Origin of the sequence: Micrococcus sp. KRD012, assembly GCF_017168555.1 — a bacterium.
In the GTDB taxonomy this organism is placed as follows: domain Bacteria; phylum Actinomycetota; class Actinomycetes; order Actinomycetales; family Micrococcaceae; genus Micrococcus; species Micrococcus luteus.
Genome location: NZ_JABFBB010000007.1, coordinates 178,950 through 192,579, shown reverse-complemented (window position 1 = coordinate 192,579; position 13,630 = coordinate 178,950). Strand labels below are relative to the sequence as shown.

Annotated in this window: 11 protein-coding genes; 1 reads left to right on the top strand and 10 read right to left on the bottom strand. The window is 74.9% G+C overall.

The annotated features are described in order from the left end of the window. On the top strand, positions 1 to 476 hold a 476-nt coding region (locus J1M37_RS04240; RefSeq protein WP_206452174.1), incomplete at its 5' end, for an Rv3235 family protein. An 87-nt stretch (positions 477 to 563) separates the two neighbouring features. On the opposite strand, the gene secA is transcribed toward J1M37_RS04240, so the two are convergent. The 10 genes from secA to J1M37_RS04190 form a co-directional block, all read right to left on the bottom strand. Next, a complete protein-coding gene (secA, locus tag J1M37_RS04235; RefSeq protein ID WP_122054425.1) occupies positions 564 to 3,299 on the bottom strand; it encodes a preprotein translocase subunit SecA in 2,736 nt (911 codons plus the stop codon). A gap of 174 nt (positions 3,300 to 3,473) precedes the next feature. After that, complete coding sequence (gene hpf / locus J1M37_RS04230) at positions 3,474 to 4,151, bottom strand: ribosome hibernation-promoting factor, HPF/YfiA family (protein WP_206452173.1); 678 nt, start codon at positions 4,149 to 4,151, stop codon at positions 3,474 to 3,476. Between the two features lie 149 nt (positions 4,152 to 4,300). Further along, entirely contained in the window at positions 4,301 to 5,098 is a 798-nt protein-coding gene (locus J1M37_RS04225) for a ComF family protein (protein ID WP_206452172.1), read from the bottom strand. 109 nt (positions 5,099 to 5,207) lie between these two features. Further along, positions 5,208 to 6,953, bottom strand: a complete 1,746-nt coding sequence (locus J1M37_RS04220; protein ID WP_206452171.1) for an LpqB family beta-propeller domain-containing protein — start codon at positions 6,951 to 6,953, stop codon at positions 5,208 to 5,210. Further along, on the bottom strand, positions 6,950 to 8,875 hold the full coding sequence (gene mtrB, locus J1M37_RS04215; RefSeq protein WP_206452170.1) for an MtrAB system histidine kinase MtrB: 1,926 nt from the start codon (positions 8,873 to 8,875) through the stop codon (positions 6,950 to 6,952). The genes J1M37_RS04220 and mtrB overlap by 4 nt, the downstream gene beginning before the upstream one ends. Before the next feature lie 4 nt (positions 8,876 to 8,879). Then, a complete protein-coding gene (mtrA, locus tag J1M37_RS04210; RefSeq protein ID WP_036315993.1) occupies positions 8,880 to 9,560 on the bottom strand; it encodes an MtrAB system response regulator MtrA in 681 nt (226 codons plus the stop codon). Positions 9,561 to 9,712: 152 nt separating this feature from the next. Then, entirely contained in the window at positions 9,713 to 10,828 is a 1,116-nt protein-coding gene (locus J1M37_RS04205) for a hypothetical protein (RefSeq protein ID WP_206452169.1), read from the bottom strand. After that, complete coding sequence (locus J1M37_RS04200) at positions 10,821 to 11,210, bottom strand: chorismate mutase (protein WP_060974202.1); 390 nt, start codon at positions 11,208 to 11,210, stop codon at positions 10,821 to 10,823. Before J1M37_RS04200 ends, J1M37_RS04205 begins: the two co-directional genes overlap by 8 nt. Before the next feature lie 9 nt (positions 11,211 to 11,219). After that, positions 11,220 to 12,356 carry a tRNA 2-thiouridine(34) synthase MnmA gene (gene mnmA, locus J1M37_RS04195; RefSeq protein WP_206452168.1) on the bottom strand — a complete coding sequence of 379 codons (1,137 nt, stop codon included), beginning with the start codon at positions 12,354 to 12,356 and terminating at the stop codon, positions 11,220 to 11,222. Positions 12,357 to 12,395: 39 nt separating this feature from the next. Next, positions 12,396 to 13,598 (bottom strand): aminotransferase class V-fold PLP-dependent enzyme, encoded by a 1,203-nt coding sequence (locus J1M37_RS04190; protein ID WP_206452167.1) that lies wholly within the window; start codon positions 13,596 to 13,598, stop codon positions 12,396 to 12,398. Between the last annotated feature and the right edge of the window lie 32 nt (positions 13,599 to 13,630).

The following is a 13,630-nucleotide window of genomic DNA, read 5'->3' as shown; positions in this document are numbered from 1 at the left end:
CCCGGCGCACCGCCGACACCCTCCTCCACGGACCCGCCCACAGCCCCGCGGTCCTGCCCCGCGGTGAGGAGATCGCCCGGCGGGCCCGCACCGAACAGGGGCGCGAGGAGCTGCGCCGCGTCCGCTCGCTCGCCGCCGTGATCGCCGTCGCCTGCGTCGAGGTCGAGACGGGCCGCCGTGCCCTGCGGGACCTCTCCGCCTGGCTCTCGCCCGAGGTCCTGGACAAGTTGACCCGTCGCATGGAGCTGCTGGGCGCCGTCGCGCCGACCGGGCCCGGTCGACGGCCCTCCGCGGCCGTCCCGCCCCGGACGCCCGCGTCCGCACCCCGCCCGGTGGGTGCCCGCGTGTGCGAGGTCGCGCCCGGCCGGGTGGAGGCCAGCGCGACGGTGCTGTGGGAGGGCCGGGCCCGGGCCTTCGCGCTCCGACTCGAGCGGCGGCTCAGCCGGTGGAAGGTGACGTCGGTCGAGATCGGCTGAGCCGGATCGCCCCGTCGGACTGACGATCGAGGGCCCGGAGACCTGGAGGTCTGCGGGCCCTCGTGCTGCGTCGTGGCGGGATGCCGGTCAGCCGCGGCGGCCGCGGCGCTCCGCCTGACGGCGGGAGCGGCGGTTCGTGCCCGCCGCGACCGTGGCGCCGGAGTCCGTGCCGCTGCGGGTGACCGCGCTCTGCCCGTCCTCGGACGGACCGGTGAAACGCAGCTGCGCAGGCTGCTGCGGGGCGTCGATGCCCTCCACCGAGATCTGCGGGGCCATCGTCACGGCGCGGGCATCCTTGACGCCGGGCAGCGACGTCGGCGCGGGGGCCGCACTGATCTGCGCCTGGAACAGCGTGCGCACGGCGTCCTCACGGATGGCGGCGAGCATGTTCTGGAACATCGTGTAGCCCTCGCGCTGGTACTCCACGAGGGGCTCGCGCTGGGCCATCGCGCGCAGCCCGATGCCCTCCTTGAGGTAGTCCATCTCGTAGAGATGCTCCTGCCAGTGGCGCCCGATGGTGGCGAGCACCACGCGACGCTCCGCCTCCCGCAGCGCCTCGGATCCCACCTGCGCCTCCCGGTCCTCGTACGCCAGGAGCGCATCGGAGACGAGTTCGCGCTTCAGGACCTCGGCCGTGAGCCGGCCCCGGCCGCCGACCTCGTCGAGGACGTCCTCCTGCGAGACTCCCACGGGGTAGATCTCTGCCAGGTCCCGCCACAGCTGGTCGAGGTCCCAATCGGTGGCCTGGCCCTCCTCGGTGGCCGCGTCCACGATGTTCCCGACGGCGTCCTCCACGAAGCGGCGCACCCGGTCCTGCAGGTCCTCCCCCTCGAGGATCGAACGGCGGTCCGTGTAGATGGCCTCGCGCTGGCGGTTCAACACGTCGTCGTACTTGAGCACGTTCTTGCGCTGCTCAGCGTTGCGCCCCTCGACCTGCGCCTGCGCATTCTGGATCGCCTTCGAGACGAAGCCGAACTCGAGCGCCATGTCGTCCGGGATCGACGGGCTGTTCATGATCCGCTGGGCCACGCCCGGGTTGAAGTTGCGCATGAGCTCGTCCGTGAGGGAGAGGTAGAACCGGGACTCGCCCGGGTCGCCCTGACGGCCGGAACGACCGCGCAGCTGGTTGTCGATGCGGCGCGAGTCGTGGCGCTCGGTGCCCACCACGTACAGGCCGCCGGCCTCGATGACCGCGCGGTGCGCGTCCTCCACGGCGGCCTCGGCCTCCGCCAGCACCTCGGGCCAGCGGGCCTCGTACGCCTCCGGGTCCTCGGCGGCGTCGAGGCCCAGTTCCTGCATGCGGGCCACCGCCGTGAACTCGGCGTTGCCGCCGAGCATGATGTCGGTGCCGCGGCCGGCCATGTTGGTGGCCACGGTGACGGCGCCCGGGCGGCCCGCCTGCGCCACGATGGCGGCCTCGCGGGCGTGGTTCTTCGCGTTCAGGACCTCGTGGCGGATGCCGCGCTTGGCCAGCAGCGTGGAGAGGTACTCGGACTTCTCCACGGAGGTGGTGCCCACCAGGACCGGCTGGCCCTTCGCGTGCCGCTCGGCGATGTCGTCGACGACGGCGTCGAACTTGACCTTCTCGTTCTTGTACACCACGTCGTTGCGGTCCACACGCTGTGGCTCCCGGTTCGGCGGGATCACGACGACGCCGAGGCCGTAGGTCGACGTGAACTCGGCGGCCTCCGTCTCGGCGGTGCCCGTCATGCCGGCGAGCTTCTCGTAGCCGCGGAAGTAGTTCTGCAGGGTCACCGTGGCCAGCGTCTGGTTCTCGGGCTTGACCTCCACGCCCTCCTTGGCCTCGATGGCCTGGTGGAGCCCCTCGTTGTAGCGGCGTCCCTTGAGCACGCGGCCCGTGTGCTCGTCGACGATCTGCACCTCGCCGTCGAGGACCACGTAGTCCTTGTCCCGCTTGAACAGCTCCTTGGCCTTGACCGCGTTGTTCAGGAACTGGATGAGCGTGGTGTTCTGCGTCTCGTACAGGTTCGTGATGCCGAGGTGGTCCTCGACCTTCTCGATGCCGGGGCCGAGGATGCCGACGGTGCGCTTCTTGTGGTCCACCTCGTAGTCCGTGTTCGCCTCGAGGCGGCGCACCAGCCGGGCGAACTCGCCGTACCACCGGTTGGCCTCGCCCTGGGCGGGGCCGGAGATGATCAGCGGGGTGCGGGCCTCGTCGATGAGGATCGAGTCCACCTCGTCGACGATCGCGTAGTGGTGCTCACGCTGCACGAGCTCGTCGAGGGACCAGGCCATGTTGTCGCGGAGGAAGTCGAAGCCGAACTCGTTGTTCGTGCCGTAGGTGATGTCCGCGGCGTACTGCTCGCGCCGTACGGCCGGGGTCTGGCCCGCCACGATGACGCCCGTCTGCATGCCGAGGAAGCGGAACACGCGGCCCATGAGGTCGGCCTGGTAGGAGGCGAGGAAGTCGTTGACCGTCACCACGTGCACGCCCCTGCCGGACAGCGCGTTGAGGTAGGCCGGAGCGGTGGCCACGAGGGTCTTGCCCTCGCCGGTCTTCATCTCCGCGATGTTGCCCTGGTGCAGCGCGATGCCGCCGAGCAGCTGGACGTCGTAGTGCCGCTGGCCGAGCGTGCGTCCCGCGGCCTCCCGGACCGCGGCGAACGCCTCCGGCAGGAGCAGGTCCAACGACTCGCCGTCCGCATGCCGGGCCCGGAGCGTGTCCGTCTCGGCACGCAGCTCCGCGTCGCTGAGCGCCCGGAAGTCGTCCTCGAGGAGGTTCACGGCGTCCACCGTGGCCTGCATGCGCTTGAGGACGCGGTTGTCCGAGATCTTCAGGACGCGGTCGATGATCGAAGGCACTGGTTCTCTGCTCCCTTGCGGTGTGGCCGGGGCGGGACGGGATGCCCCTCGCGCGCGGCCGTGGCGCGGTCTCCGGGACAGTGTACGGGCCGAGTCCGGACGGGCCGCGGCGCCCGTCCCGGAGGGGAGGGGCGTCGCGGCGTCAGCAGGTCGTGGTCGACGTCGGCGGGGCGGTCAGTCCTCCCGCGTCTGGTATGCCTGCTCCCCCTCGGAGGCGGAGACGTGATCCTGAGGGAGGGACTCGTCCAGGCGGATCACGCCGTAGCTCCAGCCTCGGCGGCGGTAGACGACGGAGGGCACGCCGGTCTCGGCGTTCTGGAAGAGGAAGAAGTCATGGCCGACCAGCTCCATCGCGTCCACGGCGTCGTCCACGCTCATGGGGGTCGCGGGGAACGCCTTCTGCCGGATGCGCACCGGGGTGCCCGCCTCGGGGGCGTCCTGCGCGGAGGCGTCCTCCGCGGCCAGCGCGGCACCCGACGGGGGCAGCGGCGGCACGAATCCGACCTCGCCCGCGCCGCGGGAGGCGCCGATCTTGCGGTGGCGACGGTCCTTGCGCCGGTCGCGCAGGCGCCGCAGGCGTTCGGCCAGCCGGTCGGCGGCCTGGTCGAAGGCTGCCAGCTCGTCGTCCGCGGCAGCCTCAGCCCGCACGACGTCCCGCGGGCCGCGGACCGTCAGTTCCACGCGGACCCTCTCGTCCGAGTGCTTGTGGTGGGAGACCTTCGTCACGCGGACCTCGAGCGTGTCGGCGCCCTCGGCGAGCCGCTGGAGGCGCTCCGTGCGCTCGACGACGTGGTCGCGGAAGCTCTCCGGGAGCCTGAGGTTGCGGGCGATGTAGCTGACATCCATGGTCATGGCGTCCTCCTGGTCCAACTCTCACGGGTCCGGCCTCGGGAGGGGAGGTGCGCCTCGGTATCGCGTCCGCAGGGCGGCGGCGGGTCCGAGGGTGCGACCTCCTTCCAGCCGTCGGCAGGACGGGAACCGTAGGGGCGATTCCGTGCCGTTCACCCTACCCGGGGGCGTGGCCGGGGGCCAGGCTCGGCGGGGTCCCGCGGCGGGGCCACGGCCGCGAGCACGACGGCCCCGACGGGGTGCCCCCCGGCGCGGCGCACCGCCTCCGCGAGCGCGGCGAGGGTGGCGCCGGTGGTGAGGACGTCGTCCACGAGCAGGACGGGCGCGCCGGCCGGCAGCCGCCCGGCGACGACGCGCCAGTCCCGGGCCCGCCGGCGGCGCTGGCCCGCCCCGGCGCCCGCGTGGGACGGGCCGCCGCCCCGGAGCGTGCTCGCGCGGGGCAGCAGGCGCGCACGGACGGCGTCGGAGACCAGCCACGGCGCCGGCAGCGCCCGGGTGAGCTCGGCGAGCGGGTCGTAGCCGCGCCGTCGGAATCCGACCGCGCCGCCCGGGACCGGGACGAGCAGGGCGTGCCGCGCCCCGGGCAGGTCCGGCTCGAGACGCGCCGCGGCGACGGCCCGGCAGAGGGCCTCGCCCAGCACGCCGCGCAGGTGCAGCGCGTGATGGTCCTTGAACGCGAGCACGGCGGCCGCCAGCGGGTCTGCGTAGCGCCCGGCCGCCATCACCGGCAGCGGAGCGCCGCCGGGGCCCAAGGGCAAAGCCGGGGCGTCCTGCTCCGCCCGGAAGGGCCGGGACAGGACGGCGGTCAGTCCCTCCGCGCAGGCCGGGCAGAGCCGGTGACCCGGCGCGGCGCACACCGCGCACTCGGCGGGCAGGACCAGGTCGGCCAGGGCCCGGCCGAGGGCGCCGAACACCGACGGCGGGGACGGGGAGGACGGCGGGGAACGCATGCGATGAGTCCACCGCACGCCGCCGCCGTCCGGGCGCCGGGGCGGGCCGCTGTGCGGGACGGGGCGGCTGTGCAGGAGTGGACGACGGGGCGGCGGGCGCGGGCTCGGCTCAGTCCGGGAACGAGAGGTCGCGCACCCCGCGGTCGAGCTCCTGCGCCCGCCACGAGGAGCCCACCAGCAGGAACACGAACTCGTCCGTCTCCGCGTAGTAGGCACCGTCGTCGCCGACGGAGATCCCCCGCAGACCGCCCAGCGGGTTGAGCTCCCGGACGGTGCCGTCGATCGAGACGATCCGCGGCACCACGCGCTCGTCGGGCTTCTCGGCGTACGCCGAGACGAGCAGGTTCGTGTCTCCGGCCCACTCCACCGAGTCCTCCGACCCGGAGGAGGGCAGCAGGATCGGCTCGGTCAGGGCGTTCGGCACCCCGTCCGAGCCGCGCACGACCCCGGACACGCGCAGGGTGGTCCGCTGGCCGTCGTCGACGAGCATCGCGGCCCGGGCCCCACTCCGCGACAACCGCAGGTCGACGATCCGCTCGCCGGGCCGCAGCCAGGTGGCCGTCACGATGCGCTCCTGCCCGCCGGGCTGGGCCGGGACAGCACGGATCCGCGAGGTCGTCCCCCTGTCGGCCGCCCACACCCAGCCCAGGAGGTCCAGTGACGGGACGGTGAGCCCGGTGCCGCGCAGCACCTCCCGCAGGGAGCCGTCCGTGCCGGCGACGTGGACCGCCGTCCGGTCACCGGTGACGAACGCGAAGCGGCTGCGGTCGCCGGACATCGTCGGGCGGACCGGATCGAGCGCGGTGACGTCCGGGGCGCCGCCCACCGGCGTGACGCTGGTCCCCTGCACGTAGACGAGTCCGCCCGTCGCCGTGTCGATGCCCACCTGGACCGAGCCGACGGCGGGGTCGGTCTGGACCGGGGCGGGGCCGTCGTCTCCCGACGTGGACAGCTGGGCGCCGGCGACGGTCACCTCGACCTCCTTGACCGATTGGAGGCCCGTCAGGGTCAGCTCCAGCTGCTCCCGCATGCGGTGCCGCCGGTCGGCGTCGGCCCCCTCGGCGGCCGCCTGGGTGAGGTCGACGTGGGCCACACCGTCGTCGTCGACGGGCACCGTGGGCGCGGCCAGGTCGGTGCCGGTGCGCAGCGGGAAGGCCGTGTCCACCGCCCCGGCCAGATACGGTGCCGGCCCGCGCAGGAGCGCTCGCGTCACCGCGGTCACGGTGGTGCCCCGATTGACGAACCACCGCACGTCCGGCACGACGTAGCGCTTCGCGGTGTCGTAGAAGGCGAGCTCGTGCGGGGCGAACAGCTGTCCGAACTGCGCCTGGGAGAGCAGCGTGCCGTTCTCCGTGGACGTGATCCGCATGCCCTGCGGCCGTTCCTGCACCGTGACCGCCCAGGCCCGCGTGGTCCCCGGCGGCGCGATGGTCCGCAGGCCGTACTCGTCGATCTCCGAGTCGACCTCGACCTGGATCTGGTAGTCCCCGGCGCCGTCGCCCCGGGTGATGCGCGGCTCCGCCGAGTACACGAGGGTGCGCTGCCCGGGCGTCCACTGGGTGGCCGCGGGCCCGTCGAGGAACTCGCGCGCCACCGCGTAGTCGTCCTGCGGGCTCGTGCCCGCGAGCAGGAAGCCCCGGATGGCCTCCTCCGCCGTGTCCGACTCGGCCGGTCCCGGCGGATGGAACTGCGGCGCGTCGGCGTCTGCGGTGGCCCCGTCGACCGGGTCCGCGCTGCGCACCTCGGAGCTCTGGGGGATCTGAGTGCAGCCGCTGAGGGCGAGCATCAGGGCGACGATCACGCCGACGACGGCGACCCGCGGCGGGCGGGGCGGCTGCGGATCCACGGTGGTCATCGGGCCTCCTCGGCCGGGTCATCGCCGGTCGGGTCCCCGGTGGCCGACCCGTGGGCGGGATCCTCCGCAGGGACCACGCGCACCGGCCGGGTCGGTGCGGTCAGGGCCTGCTCGGCCTGGCGCGCGGACGGCGGGGCCGCCGTGGCGACGTCCGCGACCGTGCCGACGGCGTCGGCGTCCGCCTCCTGCGGGACGGGCCGGGACAGGTCATCGGCGTACCGGCGGTCCGCCGTGCTGTAGCGGGGCGGAATGGGCAGCACGGAGCGGCCGATCGGCTCGGGGGCCTCCGCGCCCTGCGCGGCCGGGCGCGGCGCCCGCGGCAGGGTCACCATGAAGGTGGACCCCTCCCCCAGCTCGCCCCACGCCTCGAGCCGGCCGCCGTGCAGCCGGGTGTCCTCGGTGGCGATCGCCAGACCCAGTCCGGACCCGCCGGTGGTGCGCTTGCGTGCAGGGTCGGCACGCCAGAACCGGTCGAACACGCGCTGCACCTGCTCGGGGCTCATGCCGATGCCGTGGTCCACGACGGCGAACGTGACGGCCTCCTCGTCGGCCGCCACGAGCACGTCCACCGGCCGGCCCTCGGCGTGCTCGATCGCGTTGTTCACCAGGTTGCGCAGGATCCGTTCGATCCGCCGCGGGTCGACCCAGGCGACGTGGCCGTCGGCGCGGTCCCGGTCCATGGGCACCACGTACACGGGCACGCCGATCTGATCGGCCAACGGCTGAGAGGTGAGCACGACGTCGCGGGCCAGCTCGAGCATGTCCGTGGCCTCGAGGGCGAGGGTGGCGGCGCCGGCGTCGAACCGGGTGATCTCCAGCAGGTCCGCGAGCATGGCCTGGAAGCGGTCCACCTGGTGGTAGAGCAGCTCGGTCGAGCGTCGGCTGACCGGGTCGAAGTCCTCGCGCGAGCCGTACAGCACGTCGGCCGCCATCCGCACGGTCGTCAGCGGCGTGCGCAGCTCATGGGAGACGTCCGAGACGAACCGCTGCTGCATCTGGGACAGCTGGGCGAGCTGGCCGATCTGGTCCTGGATGCTGTCCGCCATCCGGTTGAAGGACATGCCCAGGCGGGCCATCTCGTCCTCACCGTCGACCGGCATCCGCACGGCCAGGTTGCCGCTCGAGAGGGACTCGGCCGCCCGGGCCGCCTGCTGCACGGGCAGGGTCACACGCCGCGAGACCCACCACGAGACCAGCACGTTGATCACCAGGAAGCCGACGCCGAACACCAGCAGCACCCCGAGCACCGAGTCGAGCGAGCTCTGGACGTCCGCGAGGTCGTAGACGAGGTAGAGCCCGTAGGTGGCACCCGGGGGCAGCACCATCTGGGCGCCGAACACGAGGCCGGGCCGGGTGCCACCGCCGGGATCCGGCAGCGCCACGCTCGCGTCGTACACGCCCGGCCCGGAGGCGACCGCGTCCTGCAGCTCCTGGGGGATCACCGCGGGATCGAGCCCGGCGGAGGAGATCGTCCCCACGTACGCGGACTCGGAGTCCGGCAGCGGGGCGAGGTGGTAGCGGCGGCGGATCGTCGTGCCGGAGTCGCCTTCGAGGGCGCGCAGGGTCTGGGTCACCAGCACGTCCGTGCTCTGCGCGTCCGTGGCGGTGGTCTGCGCGAACGTCTCGCGCACCTGGCTCAGGCCACGGCGTGCCTCGGACTGGACCTGCTCGTAGCGGGCCTCGAAGAGGGCCTGGGTGATCTGCTGCGTGAGGAACGCGGCGACCACGAGGCCCGCGAGGATCGAGAGCAGGGCCGCGAGCACCGCCGTGCGCAGCCGCAGGGACCGACGCCACCGGCGGCGCAGCGCACGCCACGCGGGGCCGGGGCCCCACGACCGTGGGCGGGCGGCGGCGGGCTCGACCGGCTCGGCACCGGACTCGGCCGCCGGGGCCGCGCTCACATCCGGGCCGGACACGGTCATGCGCTCAGCCCTGGCCGGCCTTGTACCCGACGCCGCGGACGGTCAGCACGACGCACGGGTTCTCGGGATCCGGCTCGACCTTGGAGCGCAGGCGCTGGACGTGGACGTTCACGAGCCGGGTGTCGGCCTGGTGCCGGTAGCCCCAGACCTCCTCCAGCAGCATCTCGCGGGTGAAGACGTGGCGCGGCCGCCGGGCGAGGGCCACGAGGAGGTCGAACTCCAGCGGGGTGAGGGCGATGCCGACGCCGCCGCGGGTGACCTGGTGGCCCGCCACATCGATCTCGAGGTCCCCGATGTGCAGGACCTCCGCCGGCTTGGCCTCCCCCTCACGCAGGCGCGCCCGGACGCGAGCCACGAGCTCGGCGGGCTTGAACGGCTTGGGCACGTAGTCGTCCGCACCCGACTCGAGGCCGCGCACCACGTCCGCCGTGTCCGATTTGGCCGTGAGCATCACGATCGGCACGTCCGACTCGGCTCGGATGAGCCTGCAGACCTCGATGCCGTCGATGCCGGGGAGCATGAGGTCCAGCAGCACCAGATCAGGGCGCTCGCGGTGGAACGCGGGCAGTGCGGAGGTGCCGTCCGCGGCGAACGTCGGCTCGAAGCCGTCGTTGCGCAGGACGATGCCGATCATCTCGGCCAGCGCCTCGTCGTCGTCCACCACCAGGATCTTGGCCTTGCCCATCCTGACCTCCTCGTCAGCGCTCCCCCCGGCGCCGCGGGCGGGACCGGCCCCGGGCACAGGAAATTTTCAGGATCAGCCCGATGATACCCGCCGGGCGGGCCCGTCCCCGGCCGACGACGCCGGAGGTCGCCCCGGTCCGTCGGGGCGCCGGCTCAGCCGCGCAGCTCGGCGAGCCGCGCGGCCAGCTCCTCCGCGTCCCGCCGCAGAGTGCGGAGCACGGCCGGGTCGTGCAGCCCCGCCGCCGTGAGGCCGACGTCGCCCACGCGTCCGGGGTCCACCCCCAGCCGTTCCCACGTGCGGACGACCTCGACCGGGCGCACGCCCGGCTCGGGGGCCAGGGTCAGCCCGCGCCCGATGTCGGCCCAGCCGGCCGCCGCCTCCCACGCCTCGCGGGTGCCGGGCGTGCCGTCCGCGCCGTCGTCGAGGGCGCCCACGCCCACCACGAGGGAGACCGGGGCCGGGGCGGGCGCGTCCGCGGCTGCGTCGGGCCTGGGCAGGGACTCTCCCGTCAGCGTCGCCAGCGCGGCGGGCCCGGGCAGCTCGGCCCCCGGGGAGGCGGCGCGGCGGCCCGGTGCGAGCCACACCCGGGCGACGTCGGGCAGGGCGGTGAGCCCGTCGAGGGCGGCGCGCCACAGCCCGCGGGCCTCCTCGCGCGGCAGCGACCGGACGGTGCGGTACCCGCTCGCGGTGGGCAGGGTCCCGGCGAGGACGGCCGCCGCCCACGGCTCGTCGACGACGACGCCGAGGCGTCCCGCGCCGGTGGCCCTCCGGAGGCGGGGCAGGGCGTCCTGCAGTCCCTCGAGATAGGACTCGGCGACGTCGCGGCGCGCGCCGTGGTCGCCGAGCACGCGCTCTCCCCCGGGCAGCCAGAGGCCGGCGAGCAGGCTGAGCGGGCCGCGCACCCGCACGGCCAGACGTTCGACGACGGCGCCCTCGGCCCCCGCGGTGTCCGCCCAGCGGTGCGCGTCCTCGCGCCAGAGGGAGACGGCCCGGCGTCGGTCACGGCCGGAGCCGGCGGCCCCGGGCGGGCTGACCCGCCAGCCGTGCGGCTGCAGGTCGACGGCCAGCTCCTGCAGGAGGGCGGCCGAGCGGCCGGTGGCGTCGGCGCCGGGTCCGCGATCGGGCAGCTCGGGGAGCACCGGCCAGTGGTCCGCGCCGAGCTCGCCGAGCGTGACGCGCTGCGCCTCGGCGACGTCGGTGCCGCGCCACGGCGTGCCGCCGAGGGCGACGGGGCCGGTGGCGCCGTCGTCGTGGGCGGCCTCAGTCATCCGCGTCCCCGGGGCTCTCCCCCGGCTCCGCCTCGGCGTCCGGCCGGCCCTCGGCCGCCAGCGCGCGGTGGTGGCGGATGACCTCGGCGATGATGAAGTTCAGGAACTTCTCGGCGAACGCGGGCTCGAGGTCCGCCTCGAGCGCGAGTCGGTGCAGCCGCGCGATCTGGGCGGCCTCACGCCCGGGGTCCGAGGGCGGCAGGTCGTGCCGGGCCTTGAGCGCACCGACCCGCTGCGTGAACTTGAACCGCTCGGCCAGCAGGTAGACGAGCGAGGCGTCGATGTTGTCGATGCTGCCGCGGATCGCGAAGAGCTCGTCGAGAACCGCCGGGTCCGCGGTGCCGGGCAGCGAGCTGGCGTGGGGGTCGTAGTCCGGGCTCATGGCCGAAGCCTACGCATCCGCGGGGGCGGACAGCCGGGCATTGCGGGCGGTGTCGATGGTGGCCTGGCCGAGCACGCGGGTGCCCCGGTACAGGACGGCCGTCTGACCGGGAGCCACCCCGCGCAGGGGGCGCCCCGGCTCGATCTCCCACCCCGGATGCCCCGCCGCGTCCGCGCGCTGGCGGGCGCGGGCCTCGACGATCTCGCCGTGGGCCCGGAACTGCAGCGCGCAGTCGAACCAGGCGCCCGTGCGGGCTTCGGGCACCGGGGCGCCGGCCCACGACGGGCGGATGCCGGTGATGCGGTCGACGTCGAGCAGCTCGCGGCCGCCGACGACCACCGTGTTCTCCTTCGGCCGCACCTCGAGCACGAACCGGGGCTTGCCGTCGGGCGCGGGACGGCCGATGGCCAGGCCCTTGCGCTGGCCGACCGTGAACGCCTGGGCGCCCGCGTGGGTGCCGAGCTCCCGCCCCTCCGGGTCCACGATGGGGCCGGGGGCCAGGTCGATGCGCTCGGCCAGCCAGCCGCGGGTGTCGCCCTCGGGGATGAAGCAGATGTCGTGGGAGTCCGGCTTCGCCGCCACGGACAGGCCGCGCTCGGCCGCCTCGGCGCGCACGAGCTCCTTGGACGGCGTGTCCGCGAGCGGGAAGAGGCAGTGGGCGAGCTGATCCGCGGTCAGCACGCCGAGCACGTAGGACTGGTCCTTCGCGTCGTCCGCGGCGCGGTGCAGCTCCAGCGAGCCGTCCGGACCGGGCCGCACGGCGGCGTAGTGGCCGGTGCAGACGGCGTCGAAGCCCAGCTCGAGGGCGCGCTCGAGCAGCGCCGCGAACTTGATGCGCTCGTTGCAGCGCATGCACGGGTTGGGCGTGCGGCCGGCCTCGTACTCGGCCACGAAGTCGTCCACGACGTCCTCCGCGAACCGCTCGGAGAAGTCCCACGTGTAGAAGGGGATGCCGAGCCGCTCGCACGCGCGCCACGCGTCCGAGGCGTCCTCGATGGTGCAGCAACCACGCGAGCCGGTGCGCAGGGTGCCGGGCATGCGGGACAGGGCCAGGTGGACGCCGACGACGTCGTGCCCGGCGTCCACGGCACGCGCCGCGGCGACGGCGGAGTCGACTCCCCCGGACATGGCGGCCAGGACCTTCACGGGCGGACTCCTCTCTCGACGACGGACGGGCGCTCCAGTCTAGACGCCCGGCCCCAGCAGCGTCCGCAGCGCGTCGATGAGCGCGGCCGCCTCGGCCGGCGTCGTCGTCCGGCCGAGGGTGAACCGCTGGGTGGCCCGCGCGTCGGCCTCCGTCCGCCCCGGCAGGGCCGCGACCACGTGCGACGGCTCGGCCACCCCGGCGGTGCACGCCGACCCGGACGAGGTGTCCAGTCCGGCCATGTCGAAGGAGAACAGCAGCGCGTCCGCCGTCCGGCCCGGCACGGTGATGTGGACGTTGCCGGGCAGTCGGCGCGTCCCCGGCGGCAGCGCCTGCCCCGTCGCCGGGTCGAGGTCCCGCGGCCCGGTCAGGCGCACCCCGTCCAGGGCGTCGACGGCGGCGATCACCTCGTCCCGCAGCCCGCCCAGGCGGGCGGCCTCGGCGGGCTGCTCCGCGACGGCCTCCGCCACGGCGGCCGCCAGCGCGGCGGCCAGGGCCACCGACACCGTGCCCGAGCGCAGGCGGCGTTCCTGGCCCCCGCCGTGCACCACGGCCTCCAGCGTGACGTCCCGGCGCACGAGCAGGGCACCGACCCCCACGGGGGCGCCGACCTTGTGCCCCGAGACGGCCAGGGTCGCGGCCCCGGACGCGGCGAAGTCCACGGGCACCGCCCCGAGGGCCTGGACGGCGTCGGTGTGCAACGGGACCCCGTGGTCGGCCGCGAGCCGGGCGGCCTCCGCGACGGGCTGGACCGTGCCGATCTCGTTGTTGGCCCACATCAGCGTGGCCAGGGCGGTCCGCTCGGGCGCGGCCGCCAGCGCGGCCCCCCATGCGGCGAGGTCGACCCGCCCGTCGTCGTCGACCGGGACGAGCACCGGCTCGGCGCCCTCGTGCGCGGCGAGCCAGTCCACCACGTCGAGGACCGCGTGGTGCTCGATGCCGGTCAGCACGATCCGGGTGCGCTCCGGCGCGACCGCGCGGCGGGCCCGGTACAGCCCCTGGACGGCGAGGTTGTCCGCCTCGGTGCCCCCGGACGTGAGGATCACCTCGGAGGGGTGCGCCCCGAACGCCGCGGCGATGCGCTCCCGCGCCTCCTCGAGGTGCAGCTTGGCCCGGCGGCCGGAGGCGTGGAGGGAGGCCGGGTTGCCCGGCAGCGCGGCCGCCTCGGCCAGGGCCGCGAGCGCGGTGGGGCGCACCGTCGTGGTGGCGGCGTGGTCCAGGTGCACGCGGTCCGGGGTGGTCACCCGGCCAGTCTAGGAGCCGCGCCGGATGTGCC

What these genes read in the sequence shown, in the direction of transcription:
- hpf (WP_206452173.1), bottom strand. Translation starts at nt 4,151, where the DNA reads ATGACCATGGATGTCAGCTACATCGCCCGCAACCTCAGGCTCCCGGAG.
- J1M37_RS04225 (WP_206452172.1), bottom strand. Translation starts at nt 5,098, where the DNA reads ATGCGTTCCCCGCCGTCCTCCCCGTCCCCGCCGTCGGTGTTCGGCGCC.
- J1M37_RS04220 (WP_206452171.1), bottom strand. Translation starts at nt 6,953, where the DNA reads ATGACCACCGTGGATCCGCAGCCGCCCCGCCCGCCGCGGGTCGCCGTC.
- mtrB (WP_206452170.1), bottom strand. Translation starts at nt 8,875, where the DNA reads ATGACCGTGTCCGGCCCGGATGTGAGCGCGGCCCCGGCGGCCGAGTCC.
- mtrA (WP_036315993.1), bottom strand. Translation starts at nt 9,560, where the DNA reads ATGGGCAAGGCCAAGATCCTGGTGGTGGACGACGACGAGGCGCTGGCC.
- J1M37_RS04205 (WP_206452169.1), bottom strand. Translation starts at nt 10,828, where the DNA reads ATGACTGAGGCCGCCCACGACGACGGCGCCACCGGCCCCGTCGCCCTC.
- J1M37_RS04200 (WP_060974202.1), bottom strand. Translation starts at nt 11,210, where the DNA reads ATGAGCCCGGACTACGACCCCCACGCCAGCTCGCTGCCCGGCACCGCG.